Raw genomic sequence first — 17,258 nt, 5'->3', positions numbered from 1 at the left:
ACACGCCGGAGCGCGGCTGTGTCGCAGACCAGCCGCAGCAATGCCCGAACGTCGAGACGATCTCGGTTTTTCAACGCGTCCCGGGCTGGCGACGCGGCTGCGACTGGCTTTTCAGCACAGTCGCGCTCCCAAGACGAAGCACTCACCAGATCCATCAAGGATCGGCCTCGTTCTTCGTTGTGTTTTCTCAATGGGTCACGGAATGGGTGATGCCCATGGCGACGGGATCCCGCCTTCAATCCCAAAGGGATTGTGTCCTCCAGCCCACGGTTGCGAGGAACGAGCTACCTTGGGCTTCGGGACGGAATCCCGTTGGGATTCCTGGCTTTTGCGCATCTCGACGCAGCTGAATTGCCGTTTCTAGCAAAAGAACTCCGCCGGGTCGGGGTGCGGAATGATGAGTAACTTGAGCATCAAGTTAGTCGGGAGGTTCAACTTCTGTTTTAAGAGGCAACGCTTGCCGGCAGTCCTGAAGAAGGGCGAAACTACTTGCCGCCCCATGGGGCAAAACAATAATAACGCCCACGGATGACCTTCACCTGACGGTCCGCAGTCACCCGCGGTCCGGCAACCTCCGAGCGTTGCGCCGTGCAGGGTTGCAGGAATGGGTGACAAGGCGCCATGCTCGGGCCTCACTTTTCAGGCGCCCGTGGCTTGGCTGAAGTGGGTCGCCCCCATAGCTCAAATGGATAGAGCAGCGGTTTCCTAAACCGTTGATCCAGGTTCAATTCCTGGTGGGGGTACCAACCCGGTTCAATCCTCCGGTCTCTCGCCCTGCGGGGCCATTTTGACAATCCTCGGATCGAACTGGCCCAACACGTCCACCAAATCGGTTTGCGCCGCCATCACTTGATGGATGTCCTTATAGACCATGGGCACTTCGTCCAATCCCGCCGAAATCAAGTGCACATGCCGTTCTTTCAAGGTCCGGTTGACCTTGCTCCATTCAAAGCATTCCACGGCCTTCGAGCGGCTCATGATGCGGCCGGCGCCGTGCGAAGCGGAGTGCAAGGATTCCGGATTTCCCTTGCCGCGCACGAGGAACCCCGGCGTGGCCATGGAACCCGGAATGATGCCCATGACCCCCTCGCCTGCGGGCGTCGCGCCTTTGCGATGCACCACCACCTCGCGCTCCTTCCCTCCGATGACGTGGCGTTCCTTCCAGGCAAAGTTGTGGTGATTCTCCACCTGCAACAAAACTTCGACGCGCAAATGTTCGACGATGTGGCGGTGAATCAATGCGTGATTCGCGGACGCATACTCCCCCATCAGCTCCATGGCCGCCCAATATTCTTGTCCATCCGCGCTGGCGAGCTCGAGCCAGGCCAAGTGTTTGTACTCCTTGGGAAGATCCCCGCGGAGATCCATGGCGCGTTGACTGTAACGATCGCACACCGCCGCGCCGGTGCCACGGCTCCCGCTATGACTGAGCAAGGCGACATACTCACCCGGGGGCAATCCTTCCACCGCGTTCTCGAGGCTGAAGAGACCGAACTCGACGAAATGATTGCCGCTCCCGCTTGTCCCCAGCTGTTTCCAGGCGCGATCCTTGTTTTCGCGGGTGACCGGGCTCACGTTCCAATCGCAATCCATGACGGCGTGTTCGCGACGGTCTTGAAAGGAAGCGCCCACGCCGAAGCGCGTTTCCTCCTCGATGGCACGGATCAGACGGTCTCGTTTGCGGTCCAAATCGCGGACCGGGAAGTCGGTGACGGTCAATCGCATGCGGCAGGCGATATCCACGCCCACCGCGTAGGGAATCACCGCATTCTCCACCGCCAAAACGCCCCCGATGGGTAATCCGTAGCCCAGGTGGGCGTCCGGCATCAAAGCTCCGGCGGCAGCCACGGGAAGCTGGCAGGCGCGCGCCAGTTGCTGGATGGCTTGAGGTTCGAGATCCCGGCCCCAGGATTTCCAGGGGGCGCTTTCAGATCGAAGCGCGGGCCTTGCCCGCACCAAAGCGCTGGCCAATGCACCTCGCAGGGGATCGTCCACAAACGAGGCCGGATCGCGCACGACCCGCTCGATGTCCTGGGAAAGCTGGGTTCGATCGAGCCCTTTGAGGATGTATCGGGTGACGAAATCCAAGGCCCGGCGAGTCGCCTCGCCCGAGGGCACTCCAAGCCGGATCAGATCATGCTGATTCAAGCGCTAATCCGCCGACCTCGGATCGAACCGGCCGGCCGTGAGCCGCTGATTCGTGCCCGCCACGATGGGGCGAAGCACCTTGTCCTTCATGAACTCCACGTGACCGTCGACAAAGCCATTGTTCAATCCGCCGTTATGAAGGGTAAGCGGCCAGTCGTCCACCGACCCCCCCGGGCTGACGCTGGCATTCACCATGGCCTTGGGATCCTCCTGCATGAGCATAAACTTCTTGGAAGGATTGATGACCGAGGTGGCCCGCACGCCTTTCGGCGGCTGACCTTTCCCGTCCCGTCCATCAATCATGCCGTTCATGGAAAAGTTCACGCGCAAAGCCTGCCCGATCGTGCCCGTGCTCGGGCATTGGTAAACTTTGAAGGAGTTGGTGTAATTATCGACATTGTTCCCCGTGGAGGGGCGCACCAGCCCCTGGCCCATGACGAAGGGAAAAATGGATCCGGCCTCCGCGTGAAACCCAAAGCTCCGGGGGGTGCGGATGTAGTTGTTGCGGTTGTCGAGGGCGGCTCGATCCTGCCCGCCCCAAACCCAATCGGCCGTGAGATTCTCATCGACGCCACCGGTGGCCCACGGGAGCACATCCGCATTGTCGTCGGAATACATGATCATGCCGAGCGTGATCTGCTTCATGTTGCTCTTGCAGACGGCGCCCTGGCCGGCCTTTTTGGCTTTGCCGAGTGCGGGGAGCAGCATCCCGGCGAGGATGGCGATGATGGCGATCACCACGAGGAGTTCAATCAAAGTGAAGCCGGAGCAGGGCTTGAACCGGCCAGGACAAAGGCGGGTTTGACGATTCAGACCGGGGATCGAGACGGTGACATTCAAGATTTTCATGGTGGCTCAGGTGACGCCTTAAAGCTCCCCATTGCGAAAACAAAAGTCAACCGGACAACCCGAGGCACAGGGGGGAGGCAGGACGGGAAGAACGGAGCATCCAGAGGTTGTCGGTGACCGGGTTGTCCTGGTAACGCAGACAGCCCTGTCTGCTGTTTCGCAGGCTGCCCAGCCTGCGGGGCGACGCCGAGAAACCGGCGCGTGGAGAGCATGGAAGGGCCTCCTTCTTCACCCGCCGGGCCGACGAGCCGTCGGCGATACAGCAGGCTGGGCAGCCTGCGCCACACGACGGACCACCTCGGGATGCGCGGCGGCAAGAAGTTGACAAAACTCAGGGCTTGCAATCGAGAAGTGCTTGGGTAGCTTCGCGGGCTCCGCTTCCACTCAGAGCGGGAAGCACGCGGTCAGAAACACGATTTTCGAAGAGATTCATTATGCCGTCAGCCAACGATCTTCGCCGGGGCATGGCCATCATTTACAATGGCGACATTGCCGTTGTCCTCGACACCCAGCATCGCACCCCGGGCAATTTGCGCGCGTTCGTCCAAGCCAGCATTCGGAGCATCAAGACCGGCAAGTCCGCCGACGTGCGTTTCAGTTCCACCGAGAAGGTCGAAGTGGTGCCGATGATGACGCGGAAGATGGAGTTCAGTTACATGGACGGCGACGACTACGTTTTCAGCGATCCCGAAACGTTTGAATCAACCACCCTCCCTCCCGAACTGGTGGGGGATGCCAAGAATTATCTGATCGAAAACGCTCCGGTCACCATGACCTATGTCGAGGACAAGGCGGTCTCGATCGAATTGCCCGCCAGTGTGGTCCTGACCGTGACGGACGCCCCTGAAGGCATCCGCGGCGACTCCGCCAACAACGTGCAAAAGCCCGTCACCCTGGAAACCGGCATCACCCTGCAGGTGCCCTTGTTCATCAAGACCGGCGAAAAGATCAAGATCGACACGCGCACCGGGAAATACATGGAGCGCGCCTAAGCGCCTTTCCGTTTCCCTAACCGTTTTTGAAGGCGGCGCTCCCAGGAGCGCCGCGTTTGCTTTCCAGGTCAGGCGGTGCATCCAGAGGTTGTCGGTGACCGGGTTGTCGTGGTCACGCAGACAGCCCTGTCTGCTGTTTCGCAGGCTGCCCAGCCTGCGGGGCGACGAAGGAAACCAGGCCGCCTATTTCATGCACGGGACGCCCGGTGATGACACCGGGCCTCCAAACACAGAGGCAGGCGCGATGGTAGGCCGCGTGCCCTCACGCGGCACACGGTCGCGGATTCAAGCTCAGGATGAATGATCCGGGCCAGGCGCGTGGAGAACATGGAAGGGCGTCGTTCTTCACCCGCCGGGCCGACGGGCCGTCGGCGATACGGCAGGCTGGGCAGCCTGCGCCACACGACAGACCGCTTCGGGTTGCACGGCAGGTCAGGAGGAGGCGGACTTGCTTCTTCCACCCGTCTTGGCGGACTCGATCAATTCCCAGAACTTCGGATTCGTCTGCAATGCCTCGTCCTCGCCCACGGGCAAACTGGACCGGTAAAGAAAATCCTTGAGGGAGTTCTTGCTCAAGATGCGATGAACCACGACCCCCAGGGGATGACGTTCGAAATAGAGGCGGTAATCGCCGATTCGGAACCGATGCAGCACCCGGTTTTGACGCTCCAACTTCCCGAAGCTTTCTCCATCCTTCGCGACGACTTCCTGGGGGAAGCCCCGAAATTCACCCAGAATGGAGAGCTGCAAATCCTTCGGCATGCGCGCCAATTCCGCCGCGCTGGTCGGATTGAAAATGATTTGGAACGGTCCCATGGCCCCAGAATCCAGCCCGCCTCCGCTTCACGCGAGAAAAAACTGCCGTGTTCCCGCGTCCTGTTTGTCGCTCGAAATTCGCCAAAACTTCATAGCCTTCAGCCCTCGCCGGGAGCTAGCCTCCGTTGATGTTTGCACCGCAACTTTCGAAGCCGCATGTTCGCGGTTCCATTCCGGGCGTCCGTGTCGTTCGCGCTTGGCTGGCTTGGGCTGGAATGCTCCTCTCCGCGGCCGGACCTGCCTGGGCGCATGATGCGATCCATCTTTCCATCCATGACACCAGCGCCGGCATCGTGGCTCGATTCAAGAAGACCTGGACCGTGGCACAAGTCCGCACGCAAAGCGTGTCTCAGGTTCTCGCCGCGCTGACTCCGGAAGAACGCCGCATTCTCGCCTCCAAGCACCTTCGATTTCGGATCCAGGTTCCGTCTGAAATCATCGTGGTCCGGGATGCCGGCCTGGGCAAACAACCCTTCTGGCTTGAAGAAAGGGGGTTCACGAAGTTCGGGAAGAAATTCAAGGCCGGTGGAGACTATGAATGGGACCTGTGGAAACGCTCCTTTCCCGCCGGGGAAGTAGAACTGGGAGTCAACTCCATCGACGGATCGGGACGCCACTACGCCGTCTTCGTGAAACCAGAATCCGACGGCGCCGCGCTCGAAATCTCCGACCTTTATCCCGGCCAACTCCGCGTCCAACCTGCGATCCCCGGCCTCAAACCTTACGTCGATCGCGACGAGAAGTTCGAGAAACTGCCTGAGGCACTCGCCGGCAGCACCCTGATTCAAACGGTGTATGCCTCGCGCTCGAACTGCAAACTGGTGAACGTTCTCACCACCACGGATCACCCGAGTTCAGACCGTCCCGATCTGGCGGTATTGACTTGGGCCGGCGATCCGAGAACGACCCAAAGCATTCAGTGGCGGACCGGACCCCGCATCAAGAAGGGCCGGGTTCGATTTCAGAAGAAGTCCGACTACCATCGATTCCATGCTTCGCCCCTTCGCGAGGTTGGAGCGGCCACGGAACGCATTGAAACACCCTTCGTCATCAATGATCCTTCGGTGCACTGGCACACGGCGCGTCTGGTGGGATTGGAACCCGGCACACGCTATGTCTATTCCATCGGCACCGGGCGCCGGGACGATTGGACCGAGCTGGCGGAATTTACGACCGCGCCGGCGGGAGACGCGCCTTTCTCCTTCGTTTACATGGGCGACGCCCAAAATGGACTCGACCGCTGGGGCACGCTGGTGAAGAACGCCTACCGCGAAAGACCTGACGTGGCGTTTTATCTGATGGCCGGGGATCTCGTGAACCGCGGCGCCGAGCGCGACGATTGGGACAGCCTGCTTTTCAACGCGCGCGGTGTGTACGAAAACCGTCCGCTGGTCCCAGTCCTCGGCAACCACGAATGCCAGGGAGGGCAGCCCGAGCTTTATTTGAAACTGTTCGACTTGCCGCGGAACGGTCCGGCGGGCGTCCGGCCCGAGCGCGCCTATGCTCTCCATTACGGCAACGCCTTGTTTTTGATCCTCGATTCGAACCTTCCCCCGGAATCCCAAACCGAATGGCTCGAAATGCAGTTGAGCCGCAGCAAAGCCACCTGGAAATTCGTGTCGTACCATCACCCCGCCTATGCCTCGGCGCCCAAGCGGGACAACAAGGCGTTGCGCAACGCATGGACCCCGATCTTCGACAAACATCACGTCGACCTCGCGCTGCAAGGGCATGATCACGCCTACCTTCGCACCTATCCCTTGAAAAACAGCAAGCGGGTCAACGACCCCAAGAAGGGCACCATTTACATTGTGTCGGTGTCGGGGACCAAGCACTACGACCAGGACCCGCGCGATTACACGGAACAAGGATTCACCAAGATCGCCACCTATCAAGTGATCGACCTGCAAGTCTCCGGTCCGAGGCTGGTTTATCGCGCCTACGACATCGACGGAACGATCCGGGACCATTTTGTGATCGAGAAGTAGTCCGCGATCCGGGTTGGCATTCTCAGCCGACGATGTTAGAGAAGGAGCATCGCATGTTTCAGATCCTCGACATCATGTTTCCCCGCGCGGGGTTTCGGGTCTTGCTCGGAGTTTTTCTGGTTGGACTGGCGTTCTTGCCGGCGGCGGCCAAGGAGGTTCCTGCGGATCATCCGGAGCGGCTGGCCAAGGGAACCGAGCTCTTTGCCAAGACGATTCGTTCCAGGCTCGTCGAGCAATGCCTTCCCTGCCATGGAGGCGAGAAGACCAAAGGGGAATTCGACCTCGCCACACGGGAAGGGCTGTTGCGCGGCGGTTCGGAGGGTATCGCGGTGGTGCCTTTCCAACCCTCCCAGAGCCGGATGCTCAAACTTCTCCGCCACGAGGAAGAACCTCACATGCCCGAGAAAAAGCCCAAGCTGGGCCCGGAAGATCTGGCCCTCATCGAACAGTGGATCTCCCTGGGCGCCCCCTACGATCGTCCGCTGGTCGAGGGGAAACTTCCGCCGCGCCTGGCCTCCGTGGTTTCCGAGTCTGACAAACAGTGGTGGGCCTTTCGTCCTCTGAAGAAAGAACTCTCTCCGCCCGCGTGGCGAGGGGCGCCGCCCCACCCCATCGATCGTTTTCTCCTCCACGCAGCCCGAGACTCGCGGCTTCCGCTGGCTCCGGTCGCGGATCCCCGGTCGTTGGTGCGCCGAGGCAGCCTGGATCTCACGGGCCTCCCGCCCTCGGAATCCCTGATCGCTAAGTTTCAGCAAAGGCCTTCCCCCAGCCATTGGGAAAAGCTGATCGAACGATGGCTGGAGGGCCCGGAGTACGGGGAACGTTGGGCCCGGCACTGGCTCGATGTGGCCCGGTTCGCCGAAAGCTCCGGCTTCGAGCACGATTACGACCGAAAAGGCGCGTTCCACTACCGGGACTTCGTCATTAAAGCGCTGAATGCGGACATGCCTTACGACCGCTTTCTCCAATGGCAATTGGCCGGCGATGAATTGGCGCCGCAAGACCCGCTCGCCCTCACCGCGACCGGTTTTCTCGGGGCCGGAGTCTTTCCCACCCAAATCACGGCCAATGAAGTCGAGCGAACGCGCTACGACGCCATGGATGACATGCTCTCCACCGCCAGCCTCGCCTTCCTGGGGCTTTCCGTGGGCTGCGCGCGCTGTCACGATCATAAATATGACCCCATTCCGACCGCCGATTACTATCGCATGCTTTCCACCTTCACGACCACGGTCCGCAGCGTCATTCCCCTGGACCTCGACCCCGAATCGACCCGCCGCCGAATGGTGCTTTGGGAAGCTGCGCTCAAGCCGCTGGACCGCCAACTGGCCCGGGTGGAGAAACAGCTTTCGACTCCCTTCCATCGCTGGCTCGCCGATTACTCCTCAAGCGCGCCCAAACCCGAGTGGCGCCTGATCGAATGGACGAACGCCGTCTCGAAGGGCGGAGCGACGCTGCGCAAACTCGAGGACGGTTCTTATCTCGCCGAAGGCAAGAACGCGGACGCGGACGAGTATACTTTCATCGCCCCGCTCCCAGCGGGAAGCATCACCGGACTTCGCCTCGATGCGATGGCCGATCCCAGCCTCAAGGCCAATGGACCCGGCCGGGCGGACAACGGCAATTTCGGCCTGAGCCGCGTTTCCCTCGCCGTGAGATCCCCGGGAGAAGCCAAGCCACGCGAGGTGCCCGTGACCAAAGCCGCGGCCACGTTCGAACAGAACCGTTCGAACTTGAGCGTGCAGGGGAGCCTCGACGACAACGACAAGACGGGCTGGGCGGTGGATCCACAGTTGGGCCGGGATCAATCGGCGGTCTTCACCCTCGGGACTCCGATCCTGGCTGAAGCGGGAACGGCCCTCACCGTTCGCCTCGTTTTCAAAGTCAACACCCGCCATCACATCGGGCGCCCGCGTCTCTCCGTCACCGACGCCGCAGTTCCATCCTTGGACGGCCCGGTCATGCCGCCCGCGGTGGGGGCGATTCTGGCTCGATCTGGCTCTCCGGATTTCCGAAAGCATCTGACAGCCGCGGACCGAAAAGTACTGTTTGATTGGTGGAAGCTCTCCAACCCCGCATGGCGTGCTCAAGCGGCGGTGACGGACGCGCACCGGAAGAAAAAACCGGACGGACGCGTCGACGCCCTGATCTGCGGCGAAGGCTTTCCGGCGTTGCGCATGCACTCCCAAGGCGCCGATTTCTTCAAGGAAACCTACATTCTCAAACGAGGAAACACCGACCTGAAAAATGGCGTCGCGGAACAACAATTCCTTCAAGTCCTCTCCCCGGGGACGAATCTCTGGGTGAGCCCGCCGCCCACCAACGCCCCATTCTCCGGCCGCCGCAGCGCCCTGGCCCGTTGGATGACCGACACGGAAAACGGAGCCGGCGCCCTGGCCGCGCGGGTCATCGTCAACCGGCTTTGGCAGCATCATTTCGGTGAGGGCCTGGTCCGATCTCCCAACGATTTCGGCAAGACCGGCGAAGCCCCCACGCATCCCGACCTGCTCGACTGGCTGGCCTCCGAACTGATCCGGCACGGCTGGCGCTTGAAACCCGTGCATCAATTGATCATGACCAGCGCGGCCTACCTCCAAAGCGCGGCCCCCGACCCGCGCAAGGAATCCGCGGACCCCGAAAATCGGACGTGGACCCGCCGAACTCCGCGGCGATTGGAAGGCGAGGCCATCCGGGACTCGATGCTCGCGGTCAGCGGTGTCCTGGATCGCACTCCCTTCGGACCGGGCACGTTCGACGAAACGAGTCGGCGGCGCAGCATCTACTTCACCGTCAAACGAAGCCGCTTGGTCGGATCGATGGTGGCCTTCGATCTGCCTGAACCGCTCGTCAGCCAAGCCGCCCGTCCCACCACCACGGTCGCACCGCAAGCCCTGTTCCTCATGAACGGCCCGCAAGTCCGTGATTGGGCCAAAGCGTTCGCCCGCTCCCTGGCGCTCGAACATCCATCGGGATCCAGTATCGCCAACCCGATTTCGATCGGATTCCGACGCGCGCTCGGACGGAGTCCAACCTCCGACGAACTGCGTGAGAGTTCTGATTTTGTGCTCGCTCAATGGAAGAGTCATGAAGGCCAGGGCAAGGCCGAGGCTCGCGTGCTGGCCCTCGCCGATTTTTGCCAGGTACTCTTCGGCCTGAACGAGTTTGCCTACATCCCCTAACCCTCGATCCAAGATGAACCACCGTTTCCCCTCCCAGCCCGAATTCCTGAACCGGCGCGCCTGGTTGCAACGAGCAGGTGGCGGCTTGGGCTGGGTCGCCCTGGCGAGCATGCTCGACCGCTCCGATGCCCTCGCCAGTATCGCCAACCCGCTTTCGCCCAAGAAACCTCATTTCCCCGGAAAGGCAAAATCCGTGATTTGGATTTTCGCCAACGGGGGCCCCAGTCAGGTGGACACCTGGGACTATAAACCCGAACTGGTGAAGAAAGACGGGGTGAAGCTCGACGGTTTCGACAACAAGACCGGCTTTTTTCAGGACGCCGTGGGACCGCTCATGAAATCCCCATTCGCTTGGCAGCAGCACGGGCAGTCCGGCACCTGGATCAGCGAATTGTTTCCCCACTTGTCCAGGCATGCCGACAAAATGACGTTCCTTCATTCCTGCTGGACACAGTCGAACAATCATTCCCCGGCCCTGTTCATGATGAACACCGGCACGACGCGCATGGGGTTTCCGTCTGTGGGTTCCTGGATCACATACGGGCTCGGTTCGGAGAGCGATTGCCTGCCCAGTTTCGTGGTCATGAGCGATCCCATGAATCGGGGTCTTCCCAAAGGGAACGCCAACAACTGGACCGCGGGATTCCTCCCCAGCGTTTATCAAGGAACCTGGCTGCGCCCACAAGGGGAGCCCATGGATAATTTAAGACCGCCGTCCGACCTGACGGAAGACCAGCAGCGTGCTCAACTTTCCCTGCTCGGAAAACTCAATCAGCGCTCGCTGCCCAAGGGCGCCCTGGAACATCAACTCGCGGCGCGCATCGAGAGTTTTGAGCTCGCCTACCGCATGCAGACGGCCGCCCCGGAGACCTTCGACGTGACGCGAGAACCCGAACACATCCGGAAACTCTACGGGCTCGATCTCAAACATTGCTCGCATTTCGCCGCCCAATGCCTCACCGCGCGGCGCATGGTCGAACGTGGCGTTCGCTTCGTTCAGATCTATTCCGGCGGCATGGACAATCAACTGAGCTGGGATTGCCACGCCGATCTCGTGGGCAACCACAAGGGATTCGCCGGCGAAACCGACCAACCCGTGGCGGCGCTGCTGGAAGACCTCGCGCAACGCGGCCTTCTCGACCAGACACTGGTGGTCTGGGGCGGCGAATTCGGACGCCTCCCCGTCTCCCAAAAGGGCGACAAGCCGGGTCGCGACCACAACCCGCACGCGTTCACCGTGTGGATGGCCGGAGGAGGATTGCGGGGCGGATTCCATTACGGCCAGACGGACGAGATCGGCCTTCGCGCCGCTGTGGACAAGGTTCACGTTCGGGATCTGCATGCCACCTTGCTGGCCGCAGCGGGGCTTGATCACGAAAAATTGACCTACCGCTTTCAAGGACTGGACCAACGACTTACGGGATTCGAGGGCGCGCGCGTCATCCAAGACGTGTTTGCCTGACCAATCGGTCAGCCTGGAAAAGGGAATTGATCAGCATCGATCTCTCGCAAAATCTGGGCGGCAAAGGACTTGGCGCACCTGGACGCTGCTGAATTGCCGTTTCCAGCAAAAGAACTCCGCCGGGCCGGGGTGCGGAAAGGTGATTCAGTTCACCATCAAGTTAGTCGGGAGGTTGAAGAATCGTCACCTCCCATCTTGGACTCGCCTTGGGACGAGGAACCACGCCGGGAGGGCTGCGTTCCACCGCAGCCCATCTTGATCACCCTCTGAAAACGTGGGACGGCGGTGGAACGCCGCGCCCCAGGCTAAAATGAGAACTACTGAACGACCGGCGCATCCGCAGGTTATCGGTGACCGGGCCGTCGAGGTAACGCAGACAACTCTGTCTGCTGTGGCGCAGGCTGCCCAGCCTGCGCCACACGACAGACCACTTCGGGAGGCACCGGCTCCTTCGCCACGTTCGTTTTCGTGATTGATCTTCGACGGGAGAAGGAAGAACACTTGGATGCTCACTCAGACTCCAGGATCCATGAAAACCATGAGAACCGCCCTCTTCCCTTCGGAGGCTCCCTGCAATTCCCGGCGGGGCTTCACTTTGATCGAGTTGCTCGTCGTTATCGCCATTATCGCGATCCTCGCAGGCATGCTGTTGCCGGCGCTGTCGAAGTCGAAAACCAAGGCGCAAGGCATCGGCTGCCTGAACAACCTGCGCCAAATGATGCTGGGATGGAGGCTTTATGCGGATGATTCGGACGACCATCTGACGCTGTCGCGCGACATTCCGGTTCCCAGGCGCACGGTGTGGGTGAAGGGGTGGGTGGACTATTCGAGCGCGCCCGCGAACTGGGATCCGAACGTGGATATCGTCAAGAGCCCACTCATGCCCTACATCGGTCAGAGCCTGTCGATCTGGAAATGTCCGGCGGACAAGGTCACGGTCCGAAACAGCTCGGGCCAGAAAGTTCCGAGGGTGCGCAGCAACTCCATGAGCCAGGTCTTCGACGATGGAACCTGGCTGCCAGGGTCGACTTGGCGCGTGTATGGCAAAGCGAGCTCGATCGTGAATCCGGTCAAGACCTGGGTGCTGGTGGATGAACATCCCGACAGTGTCAACGACCCTGCGTTCGCGGTTCAGATGGCGCTTCCCGGTGCCAAGAACGCGCAGATTATCGATGTGCCGGCTTCCTATCACAATGGCGCGTGCGGTTTTTCTTTTGCCGATGGCCATTCGGAGATTCACAAGTGGCGCGGTTCCCGCATCAAGGTGCCGGTTCGGAATGGAAACCCCGTGCTCGCGCTGCCGCTCGGCCCGGCGGGTGACTCGTTGCCCGACGTGTTGTGGATGTCCGAGAACACGACCGTCTCCATCAAGGAAGGCACCTATCCTTAATCGGCAACGCTTCTCAAAGCGAAGGCTTCCACCCAGGGCGGGCGCTGGAGCGGGAGGAGATCGCCGCGGCCGATGGGCGCGAGCGTAAAAGCGCCGTGAACGGCGCGCTCCCAAAACTTGCGGATGCACCGACCTCCCGGCCGTGCATCCCGAAGTGGTCTGTAGTGTGGCGCAGGCTGCCCAGCCTGCCGTATCGCCGACTGCCAGTCGGCCCGGCGGGTGAAGAACGAGGCCCTCCATGCACTTCACGCGCCTGGTCCCTTCGTCGCCCCGCAGGCTGGGCAGCCTGCGCCACAGCAGACAGGGCTGTCTGCGTTACCACGACGACCCGGTCACCGACAACCTCTGGATGCACCGACCTCCCGGCCCACCGCGGTTTCAAGGTTGACGCAGGAGCGGCCTTTGGTTGCAGTGAGGCCATGATTTCCGAGCGCCACCTCTTCTTTCCATGGTTTTCCCTTCGGGCCGCCGGGGTGGCCCTGCTTGGGCTCGCCGGCCAAGCCTCCGCCGACGTCCGGCTTTCCTCCTTGTTCACCGATCACATGGTCATGCAGCGAGGACGCCCCGTGCCGGTGTGGGGATGGGCCGACGAAGGCGAGAAGGTCACCGTGGAATTTCGGGGGGTCAAACTGAGCGCGACCACCAAGGACGGCAAGTGGATGGTGAAATTGCCGCCCCAGAAGGCGAGCGGGCCGGAAACGCTCAAGGTCGCGGGTCACAATCGATTGGAAGTCCGTGATGTGCTGGTGGGCGAGGTTTGGTTTTGTTCGGGCCAGTCCAACATGGAATGGCCGATGACCCGATCGTTCCAGCCCGATCAGGACATCGCGAATTCGGCAAATCCGAATCTCCGGCTTTACACGGTGCCCAAGCGGAAATCAGCCAGTCCGGCTGCGAACGTGCCCAGCAAGTGGGTGGAATCGGGGCCGGAGACGGTGAAGAGTTTTTCAGCGGTGGCCTATTATTTCGGGCGGGATTTGCAAAAGGCACTCGGCGTGCCGGTGGGATTGATCCACACCTCCTGGGGCGGCTCTCCCGCCGAGGCCTGGATACGGCATGATCTTCTGAGCGCGAAGGACGATTACCGGACGAGCATCATCGAGAATTACAACAACGCCTACTCGAAGTTCGTCGAGGATCGGGAAAAGTTTTTAGCCGCGAAGCAGGCGGGGACGGCGGGTGACGCCAAGCCACCTCAGCCTCCGTTTTGGACGCCGGGCGAGCTTTACAACGGCATGATTGCCCCCTTGATTCCGTACGCGGTGCAAGGCGCCATTTGGTATCAGGGAGAGTCGAATGCAGGAAGGGCTCATCAGTACCGTTCGTTGTTCGCCGACATGATTCAAAATTGGCGGGACGATTGGGGTCAGGGACCGTTCCCCTTCCTGTTGGTGCAACTGGCGCCTTGGGACAAGAATCGCAAGCGCAGCCTGGAGGAGATCACGAAGGAACCGGTGGAGAGTGATTGGGCCGAGTTACGCGAGGCGCAGGCCCTGGCCACCACAACCTTGCCGCGAGTTGGCATGGCCGTGATCACCGATGCCGGGGACAAGGACGACATCCATCCCGCGAAGAAAGCTCCCGCCGGCGAGCGGCTCGCCTTGGCGGCTCGACGCATTGCCTATGGCGAGAAGATTCTTCACAGCGGACCCATTTACCGTTCGATGGCCAGGAAAGGGAGCCGGATTGAAATCGACTTTTCGCATGTCGGGAATGGGCTGGAAGCGCGCGGAGGAGAGCTGACGGGTTTCTCGATCGCGGGCGCGGACAAGAAATTCGTCTGGGCCAAAGCGGCGATCCAGGGCCAAAAAGTGGTGGTGGAGAGTCCGGACGTGCCGCTTCCTGTGGCGGTTCGGTTCGGATGGCACGAGTTCCCGGTGGTGAACCTTTACAACAGCGCTGGGCTGCCGGCTTCGCCGTTCCGAACGGATGACTTCCCGATGGTGACGAAGCCGAAGCGGTAATGTTCTTCAAAATGGCTGTCACCCATCGAGCCGGGTTGAAGGCGCGAGCGACTCCCAGGAGGAGTTTGGCTCTGGCCGGCACTTGGCTCAGGCAAGGGGGGGCGGTTTTCGCGGTCTTCGTGTGGTTGGGCGCCACTGGTTGCGCCGGGCGCGGGACAGGGAGCCAGTCCTCAGGAGCTTCACCCGTGCTGTCGAGCCGGTTCATTTACGAGACCGCTCCCTTCCCTTCCTGCCATGCTTCCACTCTCGTGGAGACGCGTGAGGGAATCCTGGCTTCGTGGTTCGGCGGCACCGCCGAGGGCAACCCGGACGTGGGCATTTGGGTTGCCCGGCTCCAGGGTGGTACCTGGACCAAACCGGTAGAGGTGGCCGATGGCAAACAGTCCGACGGCAGGCGTTTCCCGTGCTGGAACCCCGTCCTGACGCAGACGTCGTCAGGGAAGACCTGGTTGTTTTACAAAGTGGGGCCCAATCCACGGCAGTGGTGGGGCATGATGATAGAATCTTCGAATCAAGGGCGCACCTGGTCTGAGCCGCGCCGTTTGCCCGAGGGCATTTTGGGGCCCATCAAGAACAAGGCGGTTTGGTTGAAGGACGGGACGTTGCTTTGTCCTTCCAGCACCGAGCACGAGGGGTGGCGCGTCCACATGGAAAGCACGCGCGACGCGCGGCAATGGAAGAAGACCGAGGTTCTGAACGATGGCAAGGAATTCGGAGCCATTCAACCGGCCGTGTTGTTCCACCCGGAGGGGCGCTTGCAAATCCTGTGTCGCAGCCGGCAGCAAGCGGTCACGCAGAGCTGGTCGGAGGATGGAGGGCGCACCTGGGGTCCAATGACCCGGACCGCTTTGCCCAATCCGAACAGTGGTTTGGACGCGGTGACCCTGAAGGACGGGCGGCAATTGGTGATTTACAATCATACCCCGCGCGGGCGCAGTCCGCTGAACCTCGCCTTGTCCCGGGACGGCGTGGCGTGGGAGAGTTCTTGGGTTTTGGAATCCGAGCCGGGAGAGTTCTCGTATCCGGCAATTCTGCAAACGCGGGATGGAAAAGTCCACCTGACCTACACTTGGAAGCGGCAAAAGATCCGGCACGTGGTGGTCGATCCGCGGAAGCTGGCAATGCGTTGAACCCGGCATGCTGGAGTTGATTCAATTTCCGTGGAGCCCGTTTTGTCTGGTCCAGCGCCGGATCATGGAGGCGGCGCGCATTCCTTTTCGAGTGCGAAACATCCCGAATGGCGACCGGGACTTGGTTTGGAAGCTCACCAAGGAACGTTATTACCAGGTCCCGGTGTTGAAGGATGGGAGCCAGGTCATCTTCGAGACGGACGCGGATTCCCAGGTGATCGCGAAGTATTTGGAATCCAAGTTTCAGCTTGGGTTGTTTCCGCCGGATTGGGAGGGCGTGCAGCAGGTGTTGTGGCGGCATTGCGAGGGGCCGGTGGAGGATGCGGGATTCCGGCTCAATGACATTTACTGGGAGGAGATGGTGGAACCCTCGGACCGGTGCCGGTTTGTGAGGCACAAGGAGCGCAAATTCGGGCGCGGATGCTTGGAGCAATGGCGGTCCGAGCAGAAGCTCTGGCTGGGACGGCTGGAGGCGGCCTTGGGGCCTTGCGAGCGGATGTTGGAGCAGCGCACGTTTCTGCTGACGGAGCGTCCGCTCTTCGTCGATTTCGATCTTTACGGCATGCTCGCCAATTTTCTTTATTCAGGCCATTACACGATGCCGAGGCGGCTGCCCCGGGTGGCGAACTGGCATCAACGCATGCATCAGATTCAAATTCAGCGTCGCACGTGAAGAATTACCTCCTGGACACCAATGTTCTCCTCCACGATCCCAACTCGCTTCTGCGGTTCAAACAGAACCATGTGTTGATTCCCATCGAAGTGATCGAGGAGATCGATCGCTTCAAGCGTGAGCGCAGCGAGTTGGGCCAGAATGCGCGGTCCGTGTCCAGGATGCTGGACAGTTTGCGCGGCCAGGGCCGGTTAAGCGAGGGGGTGCCGTTACAGAACGGGGGGGTGCTCAAGATTGTCTTTCAAGACAAAGACGGGATGCCGGGCAACGGCGGGCAAAGCGACAAAAGCGTGGACAGCAGAATCATCGCGCAAGCGCTGGCGCTGCAGAGAGCGCATGCGGACGTGCCAACCATCCTGGTGACCAAGGATATCAATCTGCGGATCAAGGCGGATACCCTGGGATTGGCGGCGGAGGACTACGAAAACGACCGGGTGGAACTGCAAGATCTCTACACGGGGTTGAGCGAGCGGGTGGTGACGGCGGATTTGATCGCGCAATTCAAGGTCCGCGAGGAACTCGATCTGCCGGAAGGAGAAATCCATCACCCCAACGAGTATTGCAGCCTGGTGGATGCCGCGTCGCCGAAGAAGGCGGTCTTGTGCAAGGTGGACGCGGCGGGCAAGAAACTGGTTCCCATTCATGATTCGCGGGATGGAGTTTGGGG

General features: G+C 60.9%; 12 protein-coding genes and 1 tRNA gene. 10 read left to right on the top strand and 3 right to left on the bottom strand.

The features are described from left to right. Positions 1-670 precede the first annotated feature (670 nt). Positions 671-746: transfer RNA gene (locus tag FJ404_07045), tRNA-Arg, on the top strand. Between the two features lie 7 nt (positions 747-753). Here FJ404_07045 and FJ404_07040 read toward each other — a convergent pair. Both FJ404_07040 and FJ404_07035 read right to left on the bottom strand, forming a co-directional pair. After that, entirely contained in the window at positions 754-2,148 is a 1,395-nt protein-coding gene (locus FJ404_07040; GenBank protein ID MBM3822626.1) for an RtcB family protein, read from the bottom strand. A 3-nt stretch (positions 2,149-2,151) separates the two neighbouring features. Then, entirely contained in the window at positions 2,152-2,997 is an 846-nt protein-coding gene (locus tag FJ404_07035) for a type II secretion system protein (protein MBM3822625.1), read from the bottom strand. Between the two features lie 434 nt (positions 2,998-3,431). On the opposite strand from FJ404_07035, the gene efp reads away from it, so the two are divergent. Continuing rightward, entirely contained in the window at positions 3,432-3,989 is a 558-nt protein-coding gene (gene efp / locus FJ404_07030) for an elongation factor P (protein ID MBM3822624.1), read from the top strand. Between the two features lie 432 nt (positions 3,990-4,421). On the opposite strand, the gene FJ404_07025 is transcribed toward efp, so the two are convergent. Next, entirely contained in the window at positions 4,422-4,805 is a 384-nt protein-coding gene (locus tag FJ404_07025) for a hypothetical protein (protein MBM3822623.1), read from the bottom strand. 128 nt (positions 4,806-4,933) lie between these two features. On the opposite strand from FJ404_07025, the gene FJ404_07020 reads away from it, so the two are divergent. The 8 genes from FJ404_07020 to FJ404_06985 all read left to right on the top strand — a co-directional run. Next, positions 4,934-6,793 (top strand): metallophosphoesterase family protein, encoded by a 1,860-nt coding sequence (locus FJ404_07020; GenBank protein ID MBM3822622.1) that lies wholly within the window; start codon positions 4,934-4,936, stop codon positions 6,791-6,793. A gap of 32 nt (positions 6,794-6,825) precedes the next feature. Next, positions 6,826-9,972, top strand: a complete 3,147-nt coding sequence (locus tag FJ404_07015; GenBank protein ID MBM3822621.1) for a DUF1553 domain-containing protein — start codon at positions 6,826-6,828, stop codon at positions 9,970-9,972. A gap of 13 nt (positions 9,973-9,985) precedes the next feature. After that, the gene (locus FJ404_07010; GenBank protein MBM3822620.1) at positions 9,986-11,434 is read left to right on the top strand and encodes a DUF1501 domain-containing protein; all 1,449 of its coding nucleotides are present in this window, start codon (positions 9,986-9,988) and stop codon (positions 11,432-11,434) included. 505 nt (positions 11,435-11,939) lie between these two features. Beyond that, positions 11,940-12,824 (top strand): type II secretion system protein, encoded by an 885-nt coding sequence (locus tag FJ404_07005; GenBank protein MBM3822619.1) that lies wholly within the window; start codon positions 11,940-11,942, stop codon positions 12,822-12,824. Between the two features lie 419 nt (positions 12,825-13,243). Further along, the gene (locus tag FJ404_07000) at positions 13,244-14,788 is read left to right on the top strand and encodes a sialate O-acetylesterase (protein MBM3822618.1); all 1,545 of its coding nucleotides are present in this window, start codon (positions 13,244-13,246) and stop codon (positions 14,786-14,788) included. Positions 14,789-14,799: 11 nt separating this feature from the next. Continuing rightward, positions 14,800-15,918: a sialidase gene (locus tag FJ404_06995; protein ID MBM3822617.1), complete on the top strand. Its 1,119-nt coding sequence runs from the start codon at positions 14,800-14,802 to the stop codon at positions 15,916-15,918. A 7-nt stretch (positions 15,919-15,925) separates the two neighbouring features. Continuing rightward, complete coding sequence (locus FJ404_06990; protein ID MBM3822616.1) at positions 15,926-16,591, top strand: glutathione S-transferase; 666 nt, start codon at positions 15,926-15,928, stop codon at positions 16,589-16,591. Next, positions 16,588-17,258, top strand: a 671-nt coding sequence (locus tag FJ404_06985; GenBank protein ID MBM3822615.1) for a PhoH family protein, incomplete at its 3' end; no start/stop codon positions are given. The genes FJ404_06990 and FJ404_06985, both read left to right, overlap by 4 nt.

The organism is Verrucomicrobiota bacterium, assembly GCA_016871495.1.
GTDB lineage: Bacteria > Verrucomicrobiota > Verrucomicrobiia > Limisphaerales > VHDF01 > VHDF01.
Note: the sequence above shows the minus strand (reverse complement) of the source record. Positions and strands in the feature narration are given on the sequence as shown.